General features: G+C 34.4%; 27 protein-coding genes. 22 read left to right on the plus strand and 5 right to left on the minus strand.

Annotated features, from left to right (window positions below):
• Positions 1-40: 40 nt before the first annotated feature.
• The 10 genes from ACMAWV_RS12985 to mnhG all read left to right on the plus strand — a co-directional run bounded on the left by ACMAWV_RS12985 (position 41) and on the right by mnhG (position 9145).
• Entirely contained in the window at positions 41-2848 is a 2808-nt protein-coding gene (locus ACMAWV_RS12985; RefSeq protein ID WP_412470240.1) for a G8 domain-containing protein, read from the plus strand.
• Positions 2848-3429 carry a hypothetical protein gene (locus tag ACMAWV_RS12990; protein ID WP_412470239.1) on the plus strand — a complete coding sequence of 194 codons (582 nt, stop codon included), beginning with the start codon at positions 2848-2850 and terminating at the stop codon, positions 3427-3429. Before ACMAWV_RS12985 ends, ACMAWV_RS12990 begins: the two co-directional genes overlap by 1 nt.
• Before the next feature lie 149 nt (positions 3430-3578).
• The gene (locus tag ACMAWV_RS12995) at positions 3579-3797 is read left to right on the plus strand and encodes a hypothetical protein (RefSeq protein WP_392992936.1); all 219 of its coding nucleotides are present in this window, start codon (positions 3579-3581) and stop codon (positions 3795-3797) included.
• A 106-nt stretch (positions 3798-3903) separates the two neighbouring features.
• Entirely contained in the window at positions 3904-6033 is a 2130-nt protein-coding gene (gene mbhE / locus ACMAWV_RS13000; RefSeq protein WP_412523478.1) for a hydrogen gas-evolving membrane-bound hydrogenase subunit E, read from the plus strand.
• Positions 6026-6451: an MnhB domain-containing protein gene (locus ACMAWV_RS13005; RefSeq protein ID WP_412470237.1), complete on the plus strand. Its 426-nt coding sequence runs from the start codon at positions 6026-6028 to the stop codon at positions 6449-6451. Before mbhE ends, ACMAWV_RS13005 begins: the two co-directional genes overlap by 8 nt.
• Positions 6452-6763, plus strand: a complete 312-nt coding sequence (locus ACMAWV_RS13010; protein ID WP_412470236.1) for an NADH-quinone oxidoreductase subunit K — start codon at positions 6452-6454, stop codon at positions 6761-6763.
• 86 nt (positions 6764-6849) lie between these two features.
• Positions 6850-8238 (plus strand): complex I subunit 5 family protein, encoded by a 1389-nt coding sequence (locus tag ACMAWV_RS13015; protein WP_412470235.1) that lies wholly within the window; start codon positions 6850-6852, stop codon positions 8236-8238.
• Between the two features lie 12 nt (positions 8239-8250).
• A complete protein-coding gene (locus ACMAWV_RS13020; RefSeq protein WP_412470234.1) occupies positions 8251-8598 on the plus strand; it encodes a Na+/H+ antiporter subunit E in 348 nt (115 codons plus the stop codon).
• The gene (locus ACMAWV_RS13025; RefSeq protein ID WP_103218325.1) at positions 8595-8861 is read left to right on the plus strand and encodes a monovalent cation/H+ antiporter complex subunit F; all 267 of its coding nucleotides are present in this window, start codon (positions 8595-8597) and stop codon (positions 8859-8861) included. The genes ACMAWV_RS13020 and ACMAWV_RS13025 overlap by 4 nt, the downstream gene beginning before the upstream one ends.
• Positions 8861-9145, plus strand: coding sequence for a monovalent cation/H(+) antiporter subunit G (mnhG, locus tag ACMAWV_RS13030; RefSeq protein ID WP_103218324.1), 285 nt, complete (start codon positions 8861-8863; stop codon positions 9143-9145). The genes ACMAWV_RS13025 and mnhG overlap by 1 nt, the downstream gene beginning before the upstream one ends.
• A 4-nt stretch (positions 9146-9149) precedes the next feature.
• Here mnhG and ACMAWV_RS13035 read toward each other — a convergent pair whose 3' ends face one another.
• A complete protein-coding gene (locus tag ACMAWV_RS13035; RefSeq protein ID WP_412470233.1) occupies positions 9150-10163 on the minus strand; it encodes a S8 family serine peptidase in 1014 nt (337 codons plus the stop codon).
• Positions 10164-10357: 194 nt separating this feature from the next.
• On the opposite strand from ACMAWV_RS13035, the gene ACMAWV_RS13040 reads away from it, so the two are divergent.
• The gene (locus ACMAWV_RS13040) at positions 10358-11035 is read left to right on the plus strand and encodes a hypothetical protein (protein ID WP_412470232.1); all 678 of its coding nucleotides are present in this window, start codon (positions 10358-10360) and stop codon (positions 11033-11035) included.
• An 80-nt stretch (positions 11036-11115) separates the two neighbouring features.
• Here the strand turns inward: ACMAWV_RS13040 and ACMAWV_RS13045 are convergent, their stop codons facing one another.
• Positions 11116-11571, minus strand: coding sequence for a hypothetical protein (locus ACMAWV_RS13045; RefSeq protein WP_103218321.1), 456 nt, complete (start codon positions 11569-11571; stop codon positions 11116-11118).
• 416 nt (positions 11572-11987) lie between these two features.
• Here ACMAWV_RS13045 and ACMAWV_RS13050 point away from each other — a divergent pair, with 416 nt between their 5' ends.
• From ACMAWV_RS13050 to ACMAWV_RS13070, 5 genes are all read left to right on the plus strand, one after another.
• Entirely contained in the window at positions 11988-12260 is a 273-nt protein-coding gene (locus ACMAWV_RS13050) for an RNA recognition motif domain-containing protein (RefSeq protein WP_103218320.1), read from the plus strand.
• Between the two features lie 59 nt (positions 12261-12319).
• Positions 12320-12532, plus strand: coding sequence for a hypothetical protein (locus tag ACMAWV_RS13055; RefSeq protein ID WP_103218319.1), 213 nt, complete (start codon positions 12320-12322; stop codon positions 12530-12532).
• Between the two features lie 410 nt (positions 12533-12942).
• Positions 12943-13212 carry a PepSY domain-containing protein gene (locus ACMAWV_RS13060; RefSeq protein WP_103218318.1) on the plus strand — a complete coding sequence of 90 codons (270 nt, stop codon included), beginning with the start codon at positions 12943-12945 and terminating at the stop codon, positions 13210-13212.
• On the plus strand, positions 13212-13634 hold the full coding sequence (locus ACMAWV_RS13065) for a cytochrome b/b6 domain-containing protein (protein ID WP_103218317.1): 423 nt from the start codon (positions 13212-13214) through the stop codon (positions 13632-13634). The genes ACMAWV_RS13060 and ACMAWV_RS13065 overlap by 1 nt, the downstream gene beginning before the upstream one ends.
• Before the next feature lie 176 nt (positions 13635-13810).
• Entirely contained in the window at positions 13811-14311 is a 501-nt protein-coding gene (locus ACMAWV_RS13070) for a hypothetical protein (protein ID WP_412463289.1), read from the plus strand.
• Positions 14312-14422: 111 nt separating this feature from the next.
• Here the strand turns inward: ACMAWV_RS13070 and ACMAWV_RS13075 are convergent, their stop codons facing one another.
• Complete coding sequence (locus ACMAWV_RS13075) at positions 14423-14890, minus strand: DUF2938 domain-containing protein (protein WP_392992903.1); 468 nt, start codon at positions 14888-14890, stop codon at positions 14423-14425.
• Positions 14891-14964: 74 nt separating this feature from the next.
• Here ACMAWV_RS13075 and ACMAWV_RS13080 point away from each other — a divergent pair, with 74 nt between their 5' ends.
• On the plus strand, positions 14965-15342 hold the full coding sequence (locus tag ACMAWV_RS13080; RefSeq protein WP_392992900.1) for a MerR family DNA-binding protein: 378 nt from the start codon (positions 14965-14967) through the stop codon (positions 15340-15342).
• Between the two features lie 26 nt (positions 15343-15368).
• On the opposite strand, the gene ACMAWV_RS13085 is transcribed toward ACMAWV_RS13080, so the two are convergent.
• Positions 15369-17102 carry a hypothetical protein gene (locus tag ACMAWV_RS13085; protein WP_412470231.1) on the minus strand — a complete coding sequence of 578 codons (1734 nt, stop codon included), beginning with the start codon at positions 17100-17102 and terminating at the stop codon, positions 15369-15371.
• A 132-nt stretch (positions 17103-17234) separates the two neighbouring features.
• Here ACMAWV_RS13085 and ACMAWV_RS13090 point away from each other — a divergent pair, with 132 nt between their 5' ends.
• The gene (locus ACMAWV_RS13090; RefSeq protein WP_412470230.1) at positions 17235-18398 is read left to right on the plus strand and encodes a lanthionine synthetase C family protein; all 1164 of its coding nucleotides are present in this window, start codon (positions 17235-17237) and stop codon (positions 18396-18398) included.
• 14 nt (positions 18399-18412) lie between these two features.
• Entirely contained in the window at positions 18413-19033 is a 621-nt protein-coding gene (locus ACMAWV_RS13095) for an HD domain-containing protein (RefSeq protein ID WP_412470229.1), read from the plus strand.
• A gap of 13 nt (positions 19034-19046) precedes the next feature.
• On the opposite strand, the gene ACMAWV_RS13100 is transcribed toward ACMAWV_RS13095, so the two are convergent.
• Positions 19047-19598: a TetR/AcrR family transcriptional regulator gene (locus ACMAWV_RS13100; RefSeq protein WP_412470228.1), complete on the minus strand. Its 552-nt coding sequence runs from the start codon at positions 19596-19598 to the stop codon at positions 19047-19049.
• An 84-nt stretch (positions 19599-19682) separates the two neighbouring features.
• Here ACMAWV_RS13100 and ACMAWV_RS13105 point away from each other — a divergent pair, with 84 nt between their 5' ends.
• From ACMAWV_RS13105 to ACMAWV_RS13115, 3 genes are all read left to right on the plus strand, one after another.
• Positions 19683-20249: an NAD(P)H-dependent oxidoreductase gene (locus ACMAWV_RS13105; RefSeq protein WP_412463284.1), complete on the plus strand. Its 567-nt coding sequence runs from the start codon at positions 19683-19685 to the stop codon at positions 20247-20249.
• Positions 20250-20341: 92 nt separating this feature from the next.
• On the plus strand, positions 20342-21340 hold the full coding sequence (locus ACMAWV_RS13110) for a hypothetical protein (protein WP_412463283.1): 999 nt from the start codon (positions 20342-20344) through the stop codon (positions 21338-21340).
• An 18-nt stretch (positions 21341-21358) separates the two neighbouring features.
• Positions 21359-22015, plus strand: coding sequence for a hypothetical protein (locus ACMAWV_RS13115; protein ID WP_103218307.1), 657 nt, complete (start codon positions 21359-21361; stop codon positions 22013-22015).
• The last annotated feature ends 29 nt before the right edge of the window (positions 22016-22044 follow it).

Raw genomic sequence — 22044 nt, forward strand, 5'->3', positions numbered from 1 at the left:
AAAGGATCTATTCTAACTGGTTTTATTATAAGGGAATTAAATGAGAGATTTATTTAGAACGTTTGTGGTTATTAGTTTTGGAATACTAAGTTTAAATAATGTATATGCTGAGATTAAAGGTCATATTGATGCTGTAAAGCTTGTAAATAATAAATTGGTGGTAAGTGGTTGGGCCTGTGATCAGACAGTAAATCAATCCATTAATGTTCATATTTACGCCGGTGATTCATTAAGCAGCAAGAAAATACTTTCAAACTTTAAAGCAAGTAATCCAAGTGAAGCCGCTGTTTCAAATGTTTGCCAAAATACATTTAATAAACATCGTTTTGCTCACGTATTTTCTGACGATCAATGGAAAGCAAATGCTGGAAAGCTTGTTTTTGGATTCGGTATCTCTCTAACTGGTGGAGCGAATCTTCAGATTGGAAAAAGTGGTTACTTTCGAATTCCAACCTATGTTACTGATAGAAAGATTAGTGACTTCTATACAACGAGTGGACAAAATTTAACGATACCAAATGGGATTACTGCTACTCTTGATCGTGATATTAACGTCGGTTTATTGCAAGTTGATGGAGAGTTCAGGTGCCCAGATAATACATCAAGCTATCAAATTATAGCCAAAGGTATTTTAGTGAATGGTAAGTTTATATGTGGAACAAGTTCTAAAAGATTTCAAGGAAATTTAAGAATTGAGCTTGCTGATGGACTAGAGTTAAATAGTGGAAACCACTCAATGGGAAAGAGGGCCTTTGCTGTTCATGGTCAAGGACAATTACACCTGCATGGAGCTTATAAGAATAGTGGAATCATCAAGTTAGCAAGTCACGCTAATCCTGGTGATACATCAATTACACTTTCAACAAATGTTAACTGGAAGAAAAATGATGAGATTATTATTTCTTCGACTTCATTTGATATGAATGAAGCTGAAAGAGTAAAAGTTGTTTCAGTAAATAATAATGTCGTCGTACTTAATCGAGCTCTCTATCACAAACACTGGGGTGTTAATCGTACTCTTAGTCATAGTGGGAAAAGTTGGACGCTTGATAATAGAGCAACTGTTGCAAACCTAACTCGTAATATTTTGATTACTTCATATGGTGGCGGACATGAGTCATCATATCTTGGTGGTCATGTTATGGTGATGGGAAATGCTAAGGCATATGTTGACTCTGTCCAATTTTCAAAATTAGGAAGAATGGGGGAGATGGCAAGATATCCATTCCATTGGCATATGGTTGGAAATGCAAGTGGACAATACATTAAAAACTCGTCTGTAACAGATAGTTATCAAAGATGTATCACCGTTCACGCAACTAACTACGTAAGCGTTATTGGTAATGTTTGTTATAATCACTTCGGACATGGTTACTTTTTAGAAGATGGTAATGAAGTAAAGAATACGCTTAGTCATAATATCGGTCTGGTTTCAAAGAAAGTTCCAGAATCTCGTGCTTTATTAATTTCAGATGTAAGAGGTGTTGCAGCAAGATTTCCTAGTCCATCAACATTTTGGATTTCTAACCCAGATAATACTGTAGCATACAACGTAGCGGCCGGATCTGAAGGTACTGGATTCTGGATGGCTTTTGAAAAAAATAGAATTTGTTCTCCTGACGGATTATGTTCGACTCCGATAACGAATAATACTCTAAGATATGACAATAATACGGCCCACTCAAGTAAGGTTGGTCACACATGGGATGGGGCACCTGATGGGGCCTTAAGAAATAATCCAAATAATCCCGAAGATAGAGAGCTTGTAAGTGCTCATTATGGGCCATCTACTTATCCTGTGTTTAAAAACCTGGTTGCTTTCAAGAATACAGAGAGTGGAATCTATTTTAGAGGAAGGGCCGCTCAATTTGATAATGCTGTACTAGCAGATAATCGTTGGGCAATCTTTACTGCTTACTCTCAGCGTTTTACTAATTCGGCAATTGTTGGGCAATCAGCAAATAACTCTAATAAAGATAAAGGGATTCTCGCAAGTGCTCTACCTGGTAATTCTTTTGTTTCCGGAATCGTTGTCTATGATGGGCCTTTTGAATTAGATAATGTAACTTTCTTTGATTACCCAAATACACAACAAAGTTACAATGGTAAAAATATTACTCCAATTCCAATCACTAATATTGGAGGAGCGAATCGATTTGAAAATAAGGTACGCGGTCTGAAATTTGCCACAACACCTTGGAAAAGATTTTACTATGAAACGAATAATCAAAACTGGATTGATTCACCTTATTCAATGTCGGTTAGAGACCTTGATGGTTCCCTTACTGGCGTTAGTGGTTCAGTCGTTGTTCCTTATAATAGTTTTAATAATAATGGCTGTAGCGCTAGAACGAATTGGAATGCTTACGTTTGTAACTATAATCTTGGTCTTTTTACTTTCCGTTCTGTTAAGGGGAGAAACGGCGTAGAAGATAATAATAAGATCTACTTTACTTTAAAAAGAGGAGCACAAGCTAAGGTTCTAACTTCAATTGCTTCTAGTAATTGGAGTAATAAATTTAATACTATTGTAGGGACAAATGATATTTATCAAGTTGATTTTGAATCGGTTCCTTCTCAAGATAAACAGTTTAAAATTAACTACCAAGCTGAAAGTAATCAGGCCACAAGTGCTGTTGTTCAAATCGTTGGTGGAAATAATTGTGATCTCATTGGAGCAACAAAGTTACAAAGCTTATCTGCCCTAAGAGGCCATAATGGAAATGGGTATTATGTCTCTGCTAATTCTATGTATCTTAGAATGAAAGCTACTATTGTACACCCATGGCATGCTAAAGCTCCACTTAGTAACTCGTTTTATAGAACTATGGATATAACTTGTAGGTAATGATGAAAAAAGTTGCCATCTTTTTTATAATCACATTTTCAGGAGTTATGCTTATCGACACTGATGTTGAAACGGCAAATGTATCAGTTGTTGAAAGAGCTAATGAAGAGGCATTTTCAAATGAAATAATCTTGAGTGATGATCATAATTCTTTCGAAGAAGTAGAAATTGTTAATATTGAAGAAAGGATCGAAAAGATCGAGATAGAAATTTATGAGTCAGATGATCTTTCAAGTGCAATTGCTAATGATCTTAGTAAAACTATTTTAAGTCTAAAAGAAAGTTCTGGAGTCGAGGTTGATACTTTGGATAAGCTTTCAAATGCAGAGAGGGCATATATTATTTTGAAGAATATAGAGCCTGAAGACTTCTACCAATTGTCGTATCAAGACAAGGATATTTTAATGGAAGAGTTTGGTGGACGAGCAGTTCTTAGTGAATATTATTATAAGAATGAAGTTCTCGGTGAAAATTATGATTTACCAAATCCAAATCAAATAAGGCAATTACGTAGTCTCGCACAATCACAGATCATTGATGAAGGGGATTCAACAATGATGGTGTATGAAGGTAATAATTGATCATTTTTTTAGCTCCTCAAAATCACACATTAGTAAAAAAAGTTAAGATTTAGTTTTGAATAAATTAATACAATCTATTGTCAATATATATATTATTGATGTCTAAAAATCCGGTATAGTTATAGGAAGTGTTAACGAAGGAGCATTGCATGAATGTCAATGAAATCATTTTCCTAATTTCATGCCTCGCATTGATTGGAGTGTATATTACGATTGAGAAGTTTATCAAAATAAAATCTTCAAAAAGAGAATATTATACTAATGCAAGTAAATTGAGTGATTCAAAGAATCGTAGCGCAAAGGTTACAACTGATCACTTGGTTGCCATGAAAAAGAAAAGTCAATTATCGGCTAAGAAAAGTGCTTAGAAAAAGAAAGATTCATTTTTTGAGGTCATACTAGATTTTGTATGACCTCATATTTCAAACACACACTCACTGAAAATTAAACTCGTAATTTATACGAAGGATTGTTTTGAAGATACTAGTGGAAGGTATATTTTCGTTTTCAAGTGTGAATAATCTATTTGGTGCTCTTGTCGCCATCATAGGTATAGGTGTCTTTATTTATAGTCTCATCTATATGAAGAGCTTTAGTTCTAAAGATAAGCTAATCTACTATCTTTCTCTAATTCTTTTTTCAATATCGATGTTTGGGATAATATACTCTTCAAATCTCTTATTTCTCTATCTGTTTTGGGAGATGACTAGTGTTACATCCTTTTTTCTTATCGGCCTAAAAAATGAAGATTCGCAAGTTAGAGAAAAAGCAAAATGGGCACTCTATACAACCGTTGGAGGAGGGCTTTTTCTTCTTTTTGGAATATTACTTATTTCTCAAATAGGTGCTGATTTTGGCCTGTCATTTTATGACTCATTTAATTTAACTAAGTTGATGGAATTGAAGAACTTTGAAAATCATATTTATTTCAGAGTCTCTTTAATCGCACTCTTTATAGGTATTTGTTCTAAATCAGCTCTTTTTCCATTCTCTTTTTGGCTTCCTTTGGCCATGGCGGGGCCTACTCCAGTGAGCAGCTTTCTTCATTCTGCAACAATGGTAAAGGCGGGCCTGATCTTAGGATTAAAGGTATTTCCATTATACGCACAAGACTCACTTTGGCAGATGCTCTTTATTAGTGTTGGTGCCATTACAGTTCTTCTTGGTGGTTTTCAGTGCTTACTTCAAAGTAATTTTAAGACAATGCTAGCATATTCTACTATTTGTATTCTTGGTATGTTGGCCATCCTTTTAGGAATTGCTAACGAATATTCAATTATAAGTTTCGTCTTATTAGTTATTGCTCACGCGTTTTATAAAGCAAGTCTCTTTCAATATGTTGGCTATTTTGCAAAGGCCTTAAAAACGATGGAACGAAAAGAGCTCTTAAATGGTGATCGAGTTGGAATATTATCTTTCATTATTGCACTTCTTAGTACCATGAGTATGATTGGATTTCCCTTAAGTATTGGCTTTTATGCAAAGGAGTATATCTATTTAACAAGTATCAAGACATACTTACCTTGGATTATCATTCCTACTTTTTTTATCGGTAATCTATTTATGGGAATACAAGCGGTGAATCTTCTTCGGGTATCGTGGCCTACAAGAAAGAGTTATGTGATAAATTATAAGGGACTCCTTATATCTCCCTTCATTTATTCAGTCTTGGCCCTCGTTATTGCACTAGTACCTAATCTAACTGGTGTCGGCCTTATTGCTGAAAAAGCATTAGGAGAAATTGGTTTAAGAGAGCAAAGTGTTCATATTAAGTTATGGCACGGTATTCAATATCCATATAATCTTGTTCTTTTTCTGAGTGTTTTGACTATTTTAGGTAGTGTTGGAGGAAGTTTCTTTCTCGATAAATACTTTATTAAGCTTGATGAATTTTCAAAGAAGTATTCAGAGTTTAGTCTGTGGCCTCACTTAGAAAAAATACTTTATTTGATTTTGGATTATTTTAAAAAAATGAATTTGTTGATGCAAAATGGAAGTTTTGCACACTATATACGCATAACATTAAGCTTTTTAACCTTACTTACTATTCTTTCTCAATTTGGTATAACAAATTTTGTCTTTCCAAAAATAGAATTTACTCTTTCAAAATTCTTAAGTTTGTCAGGAATTCTAACTGGATTAGTATTTGCATATATAAGTAAGTCAAATCTTAAGGCTATTCTATATTTTGTACTTTCTGGTTTCTTCCTAGTGCTCTTCTTTGGTTATCATAGTGCTGCAGATGTTAGCATGACTCAACTTATGGTTGAGACACTTTCTTTATTTTTTGTTTTCTTCCTTATAAAGGCCGTTCCAATAGATGGACGTGATCTAAGAATCAATATTAAGCCTATAAACTTTATCATTGCTTTTCTTTATGGCTTCTCAATTATGATTTTTTCTCTAACAAAGAAATTGGATTTTGATATGAGTGCTAGTCGCTATTTTTTTGAAAACTCAAAACTTTTGGCAAAAGGAGAAAATGTTGTCAATGTGATTCTCGTGGACTATCGGGCAATGGATACTTTTGGTGAAGTTCTTGTTGTTGCTATCGCTATTGTTGGTGTATTAGCTATTTTTTCTAAAAGAGGTGAGCGTGAATGAAGCACTAATTCGAGGTAGCTTTAAGCTTGTTTGTCCACTTCTGGTCATTTTATCTGTCTTGTTACTTTTAAGAGGACATGATTTGTCAGGTGGAGGATTCATAGGAGGCTTACTTTTATCTTTGGCCATGATTCTGCACTTTATATCCCACCATGACTCAAGACTAAGAAAATGGATTTACGATAATTACACTTATATTATAGGATTTAGCATTTTAGCTCTTGTTTTTATCTTCTCATTTCCTGTTTTTTTAGGAAAGGCACCACTTAGTTCAATGTGGTCAAGTATTCCTTTCCCCATAGCTGGAAAAATTAGTTCTGTTCTTGTTTTTGATACCCTCGTTTATATTATTGTTTCTTTGAGTACAACGATGGCCTATGTGAAGTTTATTAGCTTTTCAAAGGAAAATGGTAACTAGATGACGTTCTTAGTTGGTTGTATATTTTTAATTATCGGTTTTCTTTTTTTATTAAAGAATACTTGGGTCAATAGTATCTTTGCGATTATTACTTTAGGTAATGGTGCTAATCTAATTATCTTCTCAATTGGAAAAGTCGTCTCCCATGGTTATCCATTTGCTAAAGTCGGAGCGAAGTTTGAGTCTAGTATTGCCGATCCATTAACTCAAGCACTCATCTTAACTGCGATTGTTATTTCTTTTGCAACACTTTGCTTTGTCATCTCAGTTATAAAGAAAATCAATGATTCAAGAGAAAAGGGGAAAGCGTAGTGATACATCAGAACTTTTTTATCGTCTTTCTTATACTACCTCTTGTTTCAGCTGCCTTTTCTCTTTTGTTTAAGGAGTCAGACAAATTGATCTTATTCTTTTCAAATTTATTTGCACTTCTATATTTTATAATTTCTGGATTATTCCTTTTTTCATTTAAACAAACATCAACATTTGTAGTAGGAAGCTGGGAAAGTGGAATTGGAATATCTTTAAGTTATGATATTTTTTCAGGAGTTATGATTTTCGTTGTCGGCGCAATATACTTCACTGGTGTGCTTTACGCTTATCCTGGTGTTACTGTTGAGAAAAAAAGCATTTATCATTTCTTGTACAATACACTCTTTCTGGGATTGACTGGTGCCTTTCTTACTCGCGATCTTTTTAATTTATTTGTGTGGTTTGAAATTACGCTAATGAGTAGTTACGTACTTGTTGTCCTTGATTCATCTCGTAAAAGACTTAAAAGCGGTCTTAAGTATATACTCCTAAATTTCATTAGTGGACTTATCTTCTTGATTTCAATTGCACTCATTTATAAGTTTACAAATACATTAGACTTTAAGGTTTTAAGCGAAAGATTGGCACAATTATACGCTAGTGACCCCGGCCTTGTTCGCTCTCTTGCGATCTGTCTCTTTGGTGCTTTTGCAATTAAGTCAGCATTTTTTCCATTATTTTTCTGGCTACCAGAAAGTTATCCAAAACTTTCAGCTGGACTTAGCGGAGTCTTGGCGGGACTTCTGACAAAACTTGGCCTCTATGCAATGATTAGAGTCTTCGGTCAGGTTTTTCCTTCTGATCTTCAACTGTTTTGGACAATTCTAATTTTAGCGATTCTTACTCTTCTTGTCGGTGTATGGTTTGCAGTTGTTCAAAACAAATTAAGAGAGATCTTAAGTTATCATATTATTAGTCAGGTTGGTTTTATTGGAGTAGGTGTAAGTTTTTGTCTTCACCCTGATTTAGCAATAAAGAAGCTTGGTTTCTCTTGTTCTCTTTTTTATATCTTTCATCACATTTTAGTTAAAACAAATCTATTCTTCGTTTCTGGCTTAATAAGAAATTTTGCATATACTGAGAAAATATCAAGGCTTGGAGGTTTACTTAAGACTTCTCCCATTATTGCGATTCTTTTTTTGATTCCTGCTGCTAGCCTGATTGGAATACCACCATTTTCTGGATTTTGGGCGAAACTTGGTCTCTTTAAAATAGCAACTGAGAGCCGTCTTATTTGGATCATTATTCCCATGATTATAGGAAGCTTCTTTACTTTATATAGTATGGTGAAAATATGGAGTGGAGTGTTTTGGGGTGAGTATCATGAGTTTATTGTGTCTTTTCCAAAGGTCTCTATTATTCGATCATATATCTCCTGTATCTTGCTTTGTATTTTTACTTTAATTATTAGTTTTAACCCACTACTAATTTATGAGCTTGCCCTGGAAGTCGGTAAGATCGGACTAATTTATTAACGAGGTTCTCCTATGAGATTATGGTATATCTTAGAATTTATTATTCTCTATTTATGGGATCTTACTCTAGGTGCTCTTAGAGTCGCTCAAGATGTAGTGACACCTCAGAACTTATCAACTCCAGGAATTATCAAATTTCCACTAGAAGTACAGAGTGATTTTGAAATTGCTTTGTTATCAAATCTCATTACTTTCTCTCCTGGGACCATGGTTATTGATTTAGATGCAGATAAAAAACATCTCTTTATTCACATGATGTTTTTAGAAAATGAAGAGGAGGCCATTAAGGAATTCAAAGAAGTTATTGAGAGTCGTGTTTTAAGAATTCTAAGGGGAGCTTCAAATGGAGGAGTTAAATGAGTGTTCTGCTAATGATCTCTATTGGCCTTGTTGTCTTGACCTTCTTTCTTCTCATTCTAGAAGCAAAAAGAGAAAAGGAAGTCCTTGTTAAGGTCCTTGCTTTTGACTTAATTGGAATCTCTGGTGTTAGCCTTTTTCTAATTCTTTATACATTATACGGAGATCTCTTTTTTTATAATATTGCTTTGTTATTTGCTGTCGTTGGCTTTGTAACAGCATTTGTATTTGCAGTTTATTTATCTGATATGAGTAAGGAGAATTAATGATAAATCTTATCGGTGAAGTTTTAATCTTTTTAGGATCTATCTTTGTTTTCCTTGCTGTCGTGGGATTTATGAAAATGCCAGACTTTTATATGAAGCTTCAGGCCGCAAGTAAGGCCAGTGCATTTGGAGCAGGTTTAATCTTGTTAGGAACAGCAATGATATTTGCTAATCTTAATATCGTAATAACTAACTTCTTTCTTTTTATATTCTTATTGATTACGACACCGATTGCAACACATGCAATGGCCTATGCTTATACTAAGAAAAATGAAACTTCATAATTTGTTATTTAAGTGCCTCATAGGCATCTACAATTCCACCAGATACACTCAGGCCTTCAAGGCTTTTTAGTGGACGACTTGTCTTAATTAGTCGCTCTCTCATTGTCCATCTCGACTGTGGCCCATGTGTTGCCAAAACCATGGCCGCAACTGCTGCAACTAGTGGTGTTGAAAAGCTTGTACCACTCGATGGACCATAGGTATTTGATAGGTGTGTTGTTAGAATTTTATCACCAGGTGCAAAGAGGTGAACTGATTGATCTCCATAATTAGAAGACTTTACTCTATTACCATTCTTATCATTTGAGCCCACGACAATAATATTTGAAAATTCCTCTGCATAAGCACCTGGGTATCGATTCGTCGAGTTTTCAACTCCAACATTTCCAGAAGAGGCAATGACGAGAATCCCTTTGTCATTTAGTTCTCTGAGTACTTTCTTAAATGCCGGTGACGTTACTTTAAGCCTCGCAGAAAAGCTTATAATATCAGCTCCTCTCTCCATTGCGTATCTCATTGCCTCTATAAGGTGTGGAAGCTTATCCTTTCTCTTTGCCATAGGCTCTGGTTTTACGATAGGAATGATCTTTATACCTTTTGCAACGCCCTTGATACCGAGGCCATTGTCATGCTTTGCTGCAATGACGCCTGCTACGGCAGTGCCGTGTTTTGTTTGAAAGTCATAATCTCCTGAAAGATCACCATTTTTCTTATTCGCATTATAACCATAATAATCGTCTGTATAGCCGTTATTATCGTCATCAATCCCATTGTTTGGAATTTCCTCTTTATTAATAAGAATACTGTCTTTTAAATCTTCATGATCAATATCAAATCCAGCATCGATAATTGCAATAACGGGTTGATAATTTGACTCGAGAATTTTCCAGGCCTTTTCAATATTTGCACCCTTGTTTTTAGCGTTATATTTCAGATGCCACTGATCTTTTTCTAGTGGGTCATTTGCAAGAGCGGTATTTAATGTGAAAAGAGTAAGAAGAATTGAAATTTTCTTCATTGATATTCCTTGTCGCTTCTAAATTGAATTCAAGCCGATTTATAGTATTTTTAATTACTTGGAACAAGCTAGGTGGTAATAATGACACGCTTTGAAAAGTGCATTATCCTGAAGATTTTACAATTTGGATGTCTTTAATATTAGATCTGCTATAAAGACAAAACTTTCAAGACATTATTTATTTAGGGATTATTATGAGAAAATTATCACTTTCAATTTTATTGCTAGCTCTTGGTCTTAATACTTATGCAATGGACTACAAGAGATATAAAGGTGGATGTGAATTCACTGCTTCTTACCAAGATATCTTTACTTACGAGACTCTTTTTAAGGATAAGAAACTCTCTTTTCGTAATAATTTCGTATACACTAAAACTAGACTAGGGCCTGTTGAAGTTCTTCACTTAGACAGAGGCTTTACTCCTGAGAATGTGGAGCTTCCTCTTGCTGATTATAAATATTTATATCAACGTTTTGTCTATCAAACTGCTCCAAGTCTATATACATTCTTTGCAGGACTTCCTTTAAGTAACTTTAAAAAACCTTACTCAGAGAGTGAAGGCAAGCAGCTATTAGTTTCTCTTATCAAATCACTTGTTGACGAAGAATATAGTGCTCCTTTGGATGATGTCGATTACTTCGAGTCATATGTTGATTTTGATAAGCTATACGCAAGAGATACAGGGATTGATAATTATAGTTATCTTGTTAATGACAGAAATTTTGTTGGCCTAACAACAGATCATACAAAGCGTAGTGTAACGATTCGCTACCAACTTCACTTCTCGCCAAAAGTTCACAACGGTGCATCTTATCACTTATATATGAGATGTTTTGGAGGAGAAGAGATGAAAAGAGTTGTACGACAATAGAAAATAAAGTTATCAAAGAAATTTAGGGAAGCCTTGGCATCAGTACTTAGACTTCCCCAATATGATTAGAATTTATTATTTTATTTGCAAAGGTTTTCTAGCTCTCTCAGCGTTCTCTTCGCTGTCTTTGCACTTGATGAGCTTCTGTACCATAGGATGTAGTGAGAACGTTTCTTTGTATCGACATCACCATCTTCGTATTTTGTGTACGTAACTTCATTTGAATCGAAATAAATTGCTAGTCCGTAGTAACCATAGCCACTGTCTTGTACTTCAGTTCTATATCCGCCATTTCCTAGGTAGATCGTTACTTCTTGTTTTGAAGTCCAGTAATATAACTCTTGTGAGCTTTTAAGTTGAATTACACATACATCAATATCATTCACTGTATTGCTGTAGTTATCGTCATTATTTCTAAAGCCTGTTGGTGTATAATAGTCTAACTGATCGTATAGTTCGTAGAATTGATTATAACTAACAGATGAAAATGAGTTTAAAGAGAATAGTAACGAGAAAATGATAGCTAGTTGTTTCATTAAAAATACCTATGAATTATTGTTAAAATTATTTTTGGTTAACTATCATTCTATTAAAAGTATGTAAATTAATTTTTATTACTTGAGTTATTTTATTATTTTCTAATAATTATCATTTAAGCCTGTGTATTTACACAAAGATTACTCTATTTGCTAATAACGCATTGATAGGCTATACTTATAAAGTCGAGATGTTCTTTATGGCCATGTAGCTGGCAATCACTGAATAATAAATATCTTTTTGACTATAGGATTAATACAAAAATGATCCTAGGTTATTTTCTCTATTAGCAACAGTTTAAATAATTTTATTAAGAAAATGTACTTACACAATCTTGTGTAGCAGGGACAGTAGTCTCTTTATACTCTTAGCATGGATCCTATCTTGTTAAGAGCGATTTACCTTGGAGGTAAAAATGAAATCTAATATTTATGTAGGAAATTTATCATACGATATCGAAAATTCTGATCTTGAAAAGCTTTTTGCTGATGTTGGAAACGTTGTAGCAGTTAATGTTATTAGAGACCAAGAGTCAGGCAGAGCAAGAGGGTTTGGATTTGTTGAAATGGAAACAGCAAGTGATGCTGAAAAGGCGATCAGTAACCTTAACGATAAAAACTTTATGGGAAGATCGTTAATTGTGAACATGGCCAAAACTACAAAGAAAAAATCGCACGATCGCTACTAGTTTCTGAATAAATCGGGCGTCATTTTTTGGCGCCTTTACAATTTTACTAGGAGAAACTTATGATTATAGATTTTGAAAAACATATTGAAAATAAAACTGAAGTATATTCTCACGAATTTGGAGTAGGTAAAGTTATAAGTATATTTAAGCTATATGATGGAGTGTTTGATTATTTTGAGGTTCAATTCGAGAGAAATAATTTCAAAAAATTCTTTATTATGAGAGCAAGTGAAGAGATACGTATTTACTCTAATTCAATTATTTTGTTATAAGCATCTTTATTATACAAGAAGCTAATGTGATTTATCATTAGCTTAAAATATCTTAATTTTTTTTCCAGAATTCATTTATGAACCTTGACTGTATAAAATTATCACTTTAAAATTTTTATAGTTAGGGAGTAGTCAGTTGCCACCCAAAAAGGCAAAAGTTACGTCGACATAATGGGGAAACCCCGGTGTAACTGCAAGAAATTATCTTGTTGACGAGACTAGCACTAGTAATTAATTGTAATTGCTGTGTTGTCTCGTACCCATCTATAGGACTCACTGCAATTCATGTAGTGAGGATAAAATTCAAAAATTTAAATTCAATTTAATCCGAAAACGTCTTCTATATGCCGATATATTATTGGTTTATATAGTTATGTTTTCATTAATATCAATCTAGAAAGGAGTATTAGATGAAAAAATTATTACTATTAGCAACAGTTGGTTTAACTCTTGTTTCATGCTCGTCAAAGAAAACTCAGTGTACAACTGAAGATAAGAGTAAATGGCAAAATGAAGAAGATTTTCAAGCAAAGTTAGTTGCCGAAGGTTACAAAATTAATAAATTTAAAGTAACCGAGGGAAATTGCTACGAGATTTACGGATGGGATAAAGAGCAAAATAAAGTTGAAATTTATTTTAGTCCAATTGATGGATCGATCGTTAAGAAAGAGATGCATTAATGGGTGAGATAAGACTCCCACTTATTTTTAGAGTCTTACATTGGGGGGTGGCCATTGCGGTCATCCTCAATGCTTTTATTCTTGAAGAAGGTAAGCAAGCTCACCGTTATCTCGGCTACATTGCGGTCTCATTCGTCTTGCTAAGATTATTAATTCATAAGAAGAATCCAATCACTCATTATAATCCAAAGGCCAAGTATGTTTATTGGCTGATGTGGACAGCAATCATAGGATTGGCCACGACGGGATTTCTAATGGGACTTGATCGATTCTTTGGAAATGACTTATTAGAGGATATTCACGAAGTATTTTCTAATATTCTTATTTTCCTGTCTCTACTTCATTTAGGGGGAGTATTTTTTGATGCTTACAAGATGAAGAGAAGAACATGGATGGTTATGATAAGTGGGGAAAAAGAGTAGTAGGTAGCATTAAGTTTTAAAAACTTAGTGCTACTTTTTTTAATTTTCTCTTATACTTCATTGAAATCATAATCTCTAGGTATAAAATAATCTTATTGCCGTGATTAATAATAATCATTTTATTTATTTTAATATGAATTATAGATTCTCTCTAGAACCTAACCAAGGAGAGAGAGATGAAGAAGTTATTATTAGGTCTATTAATTGCAGCAACTACTCAAGCAGGCGTTATTCATAGTGACCTTGATTGTCGCGACTCGAGTTTCGCTTATAATAAGATGTCAGTTCTTGAAACTGAAAATAGTCTAAATATTAGTCTAACAGGTGCAACAGTCTTTAAGCTTTTTAATCACTGGGAAGCTCGAGCTCTTACAAGCTTTAGTCTAGATAAGTCTAAATGTCGTTTCAGTGAAGATAGGCTTCTAATCAGTTGTCGAAATATTGAGAATATTACTGTGACACGTACTAATCCACTATTTGGCCAACCTCATGAAACAGATAAGGTTGAAGTCGTTAATCTAAAAAATTTAATGTTTGAAGTTCGCTTTGAAGAACGTGCAAATTACTCTCGATTTGTACTGGAAACACAATACGTAATTGAAGGCTCTGAAGAGGTTACTAGTAACAAAGTTAGTTTCTCTGGTGCTCGAGAAGTTGGTTGTGAAAGAGAATTTTAATACATTCGCACCTATTCAAAGTAATAATTAAACTAGGATAGGTGCGAAATTCGTTCTGTTGAAAAAATCCTGAAAGTGTGTCTGCTCTTGCTTTTAAGCTTCCTGAAATTTTTAAAGAGATAAAGTAAGTCCTGCTAAGTATAAACCTACTCCATATGAGGTATGTGCCATAATGCTCTTTACTCGTGTCTGAAAAGGAGCCGGGGTTAGAGATGCTGCGACGCCAAATCCAAATGCTGGTTGCATGATATAAAAAGGTGCCAGTAATGTAATTAAACCAACGATAAGAGCAGGAATTAATTGAGGGGCAAGAAGCCAATCACTTCCGAAAATTATAATTAAGACAATTGCAAAAAATATTCCGATTAAATAGTGAATACTCCAGCCAATGAGTGATTCATTTGGAGCAGGCTTTGTTTGAATAATTGTTTGGTGGAAAAAAGTACCTTGGGTTATATAATATGCCCAACGGCCAACGAGCTTGTAATCAAGTCCTTTAATATTAAAGGTAATTTTCATCATATATGCCCATAAATCCATAAATAAAGTAGCGAGAATTCCTAGTATTATAATTTTCATAAAATATTCCTTTGTTATATTCACTCTACAAGTTAAAGTTAACTTCAAGTCAATTAGTGTTATCAAGGATTAATATGGATATAAGTGAATTATCAAAAGTTACATCTCTTGCTTCATCTAAGATTCGTTATTACGAGAAGATTGGTCTAATAAAGTCGATAGGTAGACATGGCCTAAAGCGAGTGTTTCCAAAGGGTGTTATTCATAATCTCTCATTTATTTCATTGGCACAATCTTGTGGCCTAAGTCTAGAGGAGATTTCCTCAATGCTTACAGCTAACGGAAAGTTTAAAGTTAGACGTTCACTTTTTACAAAGAAGATTAATGAAATTGATGAGCAGATTGAGAAACTAAAGAAAATGAAGAATAGCCTAGAACACTTGAATAATTGTAAGGAAAAAGATCATTTTGAGTGTGCAAATTTTCAAAAGTTATTGAAGGATGCCTTATAGGAGAAGTACGCGCTAGGCGCGTACTATTAGTAAGCTTCTTTTACAAATCTCTTAAAGACTTCCTGATGTTTTTTTAGATCAAAGTCAGCAGCAACAGAGACGCGAACGATATAGTCTTTGTCGCTCTCTTTTGTCGTCCCTTGAGTTGAGGTTGCAGGAACTGTCCAGTAACAGCCTTTTAATTGGCCGTAGCTTACACAATGCTTACTTTCTTCAGGGATTGCTTCAATCATCATTCGGATAAGTTTGTGGTTAAGTTCACGTTTATGCTCTTCACTAGTCGCTGGAAGGTCTAGTGAGAAAACAGAAGGAGTAAAAGTTGCATCTGCAAGTTCATGCGAAACAAAATTGATCTTTGCCTTTGGAAGATGTTTTTGAATATAGTCAACAAGCCCACGTGTATTTGCGTAGGCCTTAGCGATTCTTTCATTCATACCTGGCATTTCACGAGTTAAAATTTGAAGTTGTAGATTAGTTGCTACGTTATCACAAAGTTTCAGATGATTTTCAATATAGCTCATATACTCAGCAGCACTATCACTTGCAACTGCATAGCCTGCAGTACAAAGGCCACCACTTGGAAATTTTGATCCACTTACATATGAAATAACTTTCACGTCATTTAGGTAGCCGTGATCCCCAAAGAATTTTACATTTGGGCAAAAAGTTTGATCGAGATTGAAAACTGCACCAACTGCAGTTGCTCCATCATCAGTAAATCTTGGCTTCTTAAGAGTTTCACGCAGTTTAATTAAGTCTGGGATTTCAACACGTGGGTTAGTTGGAATCTCACCAATAATATATGGAACACCATCCGCATGAGCAACGTCTGTTAGAATACGCTCAAGCTCTGTTACCATATCTTTTCCACTATCAACTGGAAGGTCAATAATTTCGACGTTATCAATACAAGCAGCTACACGTCTTGCTTGGTCATTTGTTCCACCGTAACAATTCGGCGGTACAATGAACTTAATATCTTTTCCAGGATGGTTTACATTAGCAAAGTGCACTTGTCCCATCATGATTGCATATTGTGCGGATAGACCGCAGTTACTAAATGCAACTTGTGTCTTAGAGTTTGTGATATCTTGAATTGTTTTTGTTAGCTCTGTTGTATCAACAGTATTCATCTCACTTGGACTTTCTCCAAGCATTGCCTTAATAACTGTAAGACAATTTTGCGGAGTCATGGCAATCGATTCACGACGTCTTACGTGTTGAATCTCTTTAATATATGCTTCATCATTACTATTTACAGTTATGATACTTCCTAGCTTTGGATAACGAGCAACATTGATATCAGCTTTTTCACTTCCATCGATTACAATTGTAGTTCCATCAAAATCCTTATCCATTTGTTGTGATTGAATAAAGTCGTACTGATAAACTGATTGAAATAATTCTGATAATGGCCTTTCACTAACGATTAGAGTGCGCTTTCCTAGAAACTTATTTGCGCGAAGAACGGCGAGGATTGGCATTGTTTCAGATGAAAATGAAATAACACTTTCAGCATTAAGTCCCGCTTCTTTTGCAATGGCCCACTCAAGAACACATGAAAGTGGATGACCAAGACGAATATAATCATATGCAGTTGGAAGTTCTTCTAGCTCAACTCCAGCTTCTAATTTTTGAAGAAATTCAACTTTGGCAAGTGACTCATTATAGATATCAAGTCTGTGTGTCGTTAAGCGCAGCCAGTCTGTCGGCATATTATTTACGATTTGCGTTAGTCTTTCTTTTATATTTGTGTCCATATGGAACTCCGTAATTGATTCAATATTTAGTGAGATTCTACGATATAAAATATCAGATGTCGGCCTTTGGCAGAGGATTTTTTTTGAACACAATGTTAAAATTATCCTAATAATACAGTGATAGGGATAATTATGTTGTTTGAACCAACAAAGCACGAAACTTTGATCGATGCTGGATGGAATTTAGAGAAAGTAAACGAAGTTATTGAGTTAATCTTTAATGACACTCTGAGAAATTTTGATGCTAAAAAGTATTGGATTGCAGACAAGAATGAAGATGCGCAAATCGAAAGTAATAAGACGATTTATTATGGCGCTGCAGGTACTGTTTGGGCGTTGAATAAAGTTTCAAAATTTCTTAATCGTGACCTCCCTTTCAATAAAGTAGAATTATTAAATCAAATTCATGAGGACTATCTTCGTCGCCCAGATACTAAAAATGTAGTTCCTTCTCTTTTTCTTGGAGAAGTCGGGATTCTTCTCGTTCAAAACCAGTTTTCTCCTGCAAAAGTAACTCAAGATAAAATATTTGAGTTAGTTGAGTCTAATATCGAAAATGCAACCATTGAGGCCCTATGGGGTGCTCCTGGAACTATGCTTGCAGCTTCTTTTCTTTATCGAGAAACAAAAGAAGAGCGTTGGGCGAAACTCTTCCTAAAAAATGTCGATTTTTTAATTAAAAAACTGAAAGAAGAAGAGGCCAAAGGTGAGCTTGTTTGGGAACAAGATATGTATGGCAAGAAGGTTCGCTATATTGGAGCAGGTCACGGCTACTTTGGAAATATTTTTGGAATCTTAAAAGAGATTAATCTTCTCTCTCAAGGTGATAGGGATTATCTCCTTGCTCACGTTAAAAAAGTTATGAAAGCTGTTAGCAAGGAAGAAGGTGAGATGATGAATTATGAAGTTGTCTATCCACCAATGCCGCAAATAAAGCAGTTAACACAATGGTGTCATGGAGCTCCTGGGGTAGTGACTTCACTTGTAAATTATCCTCGCGATGAATTTGTTGATGATTGCCTTTTAAAATCAGCTGAGGTTATCTGGCAAGCTGGGCCACTTGATAAAGGGGTTTCTCTTTGTCATGGAACAGATGGAAATGGTTATGCTTTCTTACAACTCTATAAAAGAACTGGTGATAAGAAATGGCTTGATCGCGCTCGTTCATTTGCCATGCATGCACTAACTCAAAGAAATGGCCGTGCTACTCTTTTTACAGGAGAGATGGGACTTGCTCTTTATCTTATCGATTGTATCAAAGAGGGAAGTGATTTTCCGTTTCTCGATAGTATTTGATGGGAGAGTATTAGATGTTTAAAAAAGAATTGCTAGATAAGATTAGGTCATACTATGACCACGATGATCCGAGTCACGACTGGTCTCATGTTATTAGAGTTGCAAATTTATGTGAAAAACTTTCTCATGGCCAGGAAGTCAATTTAAGAGTCTTAAATACTTCGGCCTATTTACACGATATTATTAATATTCCTAAAAATAGTGAACATCGTAGTAAGGCCAGCGCTCTTGCTGCACAAAAGGCTAAGTCCTTACTTAGTGAATATAATTATACTGATAATGAAGTAGAGCATATTGCACAAGTTATCTTAGAGCATTCTTATAGTGCCAACTTAAAGGCCAGCTCTATAGAATCTGAAATCTTACAAGATGCGGACAAGCTCGATGCAATGGGTGCAATCGGAGTGATGAGATGGGCCAGTTGTGGAACTAAGATGAAATCTAAGTATTATCATCTTGATGATCCATGGGCTCAAGAGCGCACTTTAGATGATAAGAGCTATTCTCTAGATCATTTTGAAAAAAAGTTGTTAAAACTAAATGATCGTCTTAACACGCAAGCAGGAAAAGAAGAAGGAATGAGAAGGCTTGCTTTCTTTCATGCCTTCTTAGATCAACTTAAATTTGAAATATAATATAGCTATCGGCTTAGATGACATCTTTCAGGATTTTATCAATTTCCTTTTCAGAAAATTCTGCACAATTATCTATGATAAGAAACGAAACGCCGTGGATACAGGCGAGTATTTTCTTTATTTTATAATCATCTTTCTTAAGCGATGTCTTTGTATCGATTGATTCTAAAAGGTATGCATAGAGTTGATCTGTAATGCTTTCAACTTCTTGAAACTCACCCATTGAACAAATTTTCTTAAAATAAATGGCCCTAAAGTGTCCCTCGTTTTCTTTTGCAAAATTAATATAAGCTTTACAGTATTTCAAAAGGCCAGGGGACTTTGAGTTTGAAATAAGATCAAACTCTTCTTTAAGAAGACTTACTCCTTGAAGAGCAAGTTTCACTGCAATTTCATTTCTTGATTTAAAGTGCTTATAAATTGCAGCAGGAGATACTTTACAAGCATTGCTAATATCTCTGATTGAGAAATCGACACTTCCATTCTCTGCAATGATTTGACTTGCATTCAATAGGATTGATTCTTTAAGTGCGCCATGATGATAAGTATCCGATTTTTTTCTCATTTCTTCATTTTGCCTTCTTTTGTCTTGAAAGTAAACAAGTGTTAACTTATATTATGTAAACAAGTGTTAACATTTGAGGAGCATATGAAAAATATATTAGTTATCCAAGGTCATTCTGATTCAACATCTCTCACATATTCTCTTGCTAAGTCTTATCTTGAGGCACAGGAGGCCAAGGGAAATCGTGTGAGCTTAATTGATCTATCTGAAATTGAATTCAATCCTATTTTAGACAAAGGATATAAAGAAATAGTTCCTCTTGAAGATGTGCTTATTTCTGCACAGGCATCAATACAAGAGGCCAGTCATATCGCTATCTTCTACCCAACATGGTGGGGGAGTCTACCTTCCAAATTAAAGGGTTTCTTTGATCGTGTTTTCTTGCCAGGATTTGCCTTTAAGTTTGAGCCAGGGCAGAGCTTTCAAACAAAACTTCTGAGTGGTAAGACTGCGACAATTGTTACGACAATGGATACGCCACCATTTTACTACAAGTATGTTCAAGGGAATTTAGGGCCAAAGCTGCTTAAAAGTTTAATTCTTAGCTTTTCAGGGATAAAAACTAAGAGAACGGTTTTGGTAGGGCCTGTACGCAATTTCGATGATAACAAGACGAGGTCTTGGATTGAGAAAATGAAGTATATTGATTAATCATTATTCACCCTGTGTAAATAATCATGTAACACACAAACTAAAATTTATTCATGCTAACTTTAAGCAATAGTAAACTATTAGGAGTTAGAATGAAGCATTTTTTCGTTTTATCATTAGTCTTACCTTCACTTTTAATTGCATGTAAAGATAAGACAAATAGTCGTATAAATCATGAAAGTAACTCTACAGAAGTCTCTTCTGTTGCGAATACAAGCAAATTCAATTTAGAAAATATTGATATTTTGAAGCGAGTAAAATACGAAGATGTATCGATATCTTACAGTCCTGTAAATCTAGTTAGTGAATTTAGCGAGGGCAATATAATTTTAAAGAATCGTGATACATCCAAGGTTGTTGCACAGTTAAGTGTTTCTGATTTATCTAATATTGAAGAACTAGATATCTCTGGGACTAATCCAGTCTTTAGAAAAAAAGGCTCTAACAAAGAACTTATTCTTGAAGTATTCGATGTAATTGAAGCTGAAAGTATTCTTCGTCATAGCTTTTATGACAGTACACCGAATTCAAAATCATTAGAAAATGGGACAATCATCTTGAAGAGAAGGGATGATAGTGAAAACCTTAAAAACTATGTTGCTCATATTTCAGATGCACCTATTCAGTATCTCGCTGCACGCCGAGTCGGAAATCTCGATCAAAATGGAACCTATGAGTTTTGGTTTGATAATGAATTGAAGATGGTTAGAGAAGTTTCAAGTGACAATATTTCTAGAAAAGAATTTGAAATCATTGAGTCTATTAATATTGATAATGCTCTTAGTGAAAACTTTAAAATCGATTTTAATATTGAAGAATTAGACAAGGATTATAATAAAATTTCGTTTAAAGTAATTAACGAAACTGATAAAGGGGCCTTTGTTACATCAAACCCTATTACAGGATTAAGCCACAAGTGCGTTGAGATGAATTATAAAACCGGGATGATTTCAAAGAGAATCGAAAATGGCGTTTTATATACAATGGCCTTTAAAAAAGGCCTGCACCCAGAGTGTCTAACAAGTAAACATGAAGATAAATCAATATACATTTTTGATAAAGACCTTAACTATATCAAAGTTAAATACTAGTAATTCCAGGAGTTTAGAATGAGAACAACAATAGTAATTGGCATACTACTTGCTTTGTTTAGTAATAACAGCTTTGCCCAAAATTATTGTGATATAAGCCTAAAACAGATGGATGAATTTCTATCAAATAATTCTGGTTTTGCTCCATTTATAGAATATAGCTGTTTAGAAGGTAACCCAAAATATGTAAAGAGTGCTTTATCGATCTTTGCTCAAAACCTTCAAAAGCAATTTGATAAGTTAGAAAATCTTGAAAAGAGTGCGAAAGATTTTAAAAAGTCAAAAATGAAGGAAGCTAAAGAAATTGAAGATATGATGATCATTGATATTGGAAATAACGTCTTTCAAAATAAGAAAAACTTCTATTTCCAAAAGCTAATCAATATTAGCCAAGATATTGCAGTAAAGGAAAGAAACTTCATTAATGAAATTGATAATATGCGAGCAACGGGAGCATTACTTGAAAAATTTGTTCCACACCTAGAAGGTGATGTTGAATTGGTTAAAGCTAAATTCGGATATGACAGCATTGATGAAGTAAAGGAATTGAAAGAGTATCTATTTGACTACGGACAAGACTTAAGAGACACGCCACTTGAAATACAAATGGCACTAGACCAACTAAAGGAAACGCAAAAGCATTTGACGCCAGTATGGGAAAATTTAAAACTATAACTATATTTTTTTGTTTATTAAGCTCTTTT

Origin of the sequence: Halobacteriovorax sp. RT-1-1 (genome assembly GCF_047085455.1) — a bacterium.
In the GTDB taxonomy this organism is placed as follows: domain Bacteria; phylum Bdellovibrionota; class Bacteriovoracia; order Bacteriovoracales; family Bacteriovoracaceae; genus Halobacteriovorax_A.

Bases quoted from the DNA above. Each gene is read 5' to 3' on its own strand.
- ACMAWV_RS12985 (WP_412470240.1), top strand. From the start codon at position 41: ATGAGAGATTTATTTAGAACGTTTGTGGTTATTAGTTTTGGAATACTA.
- ACMAWV_RS12990 (WP_412470239.1), top strand. From the start codon at position 2,848: ATGATGAAAAAAGTTGCCATCTTTTTTATAATCACATTTTCAGGAGTT.
- ACMAWV_RS12995 (WP_392992936.1), top strand. From the start codon at position 3,579: ATGAATGTCAATGAAATCATTTTCCTAATTTCATGCCTCGCATTGATT.
- ACMAWV_RS13010 (WP_412470236.1), top strand. From the start codon at position 6,452: ATGACGTTCTTAGTTGGTTGTATATTTTTAATTATCGGTTTTCTTTTT.
- ACMAWV_RS13020 (WP_412470234.1), top strand. From the start codon at position 8,251: ATGAGATTATGGTATATCTTAGAATTTATTATTCTCTATTTATGGGAT.
- ACMAWV_RS13025 (WP_103218325.1), top strand. From the start codon at position 8,595: ATGAGTGTTCTGCTAATGATCTCTATTGGCCTTGTTGTCTTGACCTTC.
- mnhG (WP_103218324.1), top strand. From the start codon at position 8,861: ATGATAAATCTTATCGGTGAAGTTTTAATCTTTTTAGGATCTATCTTT.
- ACMAWV_RS13035 (WP_412470233.1), bottom strand. From the start codon at position 10,163: ATGAAGAAAATTTCAATTCTTCTTACTCTTTTCACATTAAATACCGCT.
- ACMAWV_RS13040 (WP_412470232.1), top strand. From the start codon at position 10,358: ATGAGAAAATTATCACTTTCAATTTTATTGCTAGCTCTTGGTCTTAAT.
- ACMAWV_RS13045 (WP_103218321.1), bottom strand. From the start codon at position 11,571: ATGAAACAACTAGCTATCATTTTCTCGTTACTATTCTCTTTAAACTCA.
- ACMAWV_RS13050 (WP_103218320.1), top strand. From the start codon at position 11,988: ATGAAATCTAATATTTATGTAGGAAATTTATCATACGATATCGAAAAT.
- ACMAWV_RS13055 (WP_103218319.1), top strand. From the start codon at position 12,320: ATGATTATAGATTTTGAAAAACATATTGAAAATAAAACTGAAGTATAT.
- ACMAWV_RS13060 (WP_103218318.1), top strand. From the start codon at position 12,943: ATGAAAAAATTATTACTATTAGCAACAGTTGGTTTAACTCTTGTTTCA.
- ACMAWV_RS13065 (WP_103218317.1), top strand. From the start codon at position 13,212: ATGGGTGAGATAAGACTCCCACTTATTTTTAGAGTCTTACATTGGGGG.
- ACMAWV_RS13070 (WP_412463289.1), top strand. From the start codon at position 13,811: ATGAAGAAGTTATTATTAGGTCTATTAATTGCAGCAACTACTCAAGCA.
- ACMAWV_RS13075 (WP_392992903.1), bottom strand. From the start codon at position 14,890: ATGAAAATTATAATACTAGGAATTCTCGCTACTTTATTTATGGATTTA.
- ACMAWV_RS13080 (WP_392992900.1), top strand. From the start codon at position 14,965: ATGGATATAAGTGAATTATCAAAAGTTACATCTCTTGCTTCATCTAAG.
- ACMAWV_RS13085 (WP_412470231.1), bottom strand. From the start codon at position 17,102: ATGGACACAAATATAAAAGAAAGACTAACGCAAATCGTAAATAATATG.
- ACMAWV_RS13090 (WP_412470230.1), top strand. From the start codon at position 17,235: ATGTTGTTTGAACCAACAAAGCACGAAACTTTGATCGATGCTGGATGG.
- ACMAWV_RS13095 (WP_412470229.1), top strand. From the start codon at position 18,413: ATGTTTAAAAAAGAATTGCTAGATAAGATTAGGTCATACTATGACCAC.
- ACMAWV_RS13100 (WP_412470228.1), bottom strand. From the start codon at position 19,598: ATGAGAAAAAAATCGGATACTTATCATCATGGCGCACTTAAAGAATCA.
- ACMAWV_RS13105 (WP_412463284.1), top strand. From the start codon at position 19,683: ATGAAAAATATATTAGTTATCCAAGGTCATTCTGATTCAACATCTCTC.
- ACMAWV_RS13110 (WP_412463283.1), top strand. From the start codon at position 20,342: ATGAAGCATTTTTTCGTTTTATCATTAGTCTTACCTTCACTTTTAATT.
- ACMAWV_RS13115 (WP_103218307.1), top strand. From the start codon at position 21,359: ATGAGAACAACAATAGTAATTGGCATACTACTTGCTTTGTTTAGTAAT.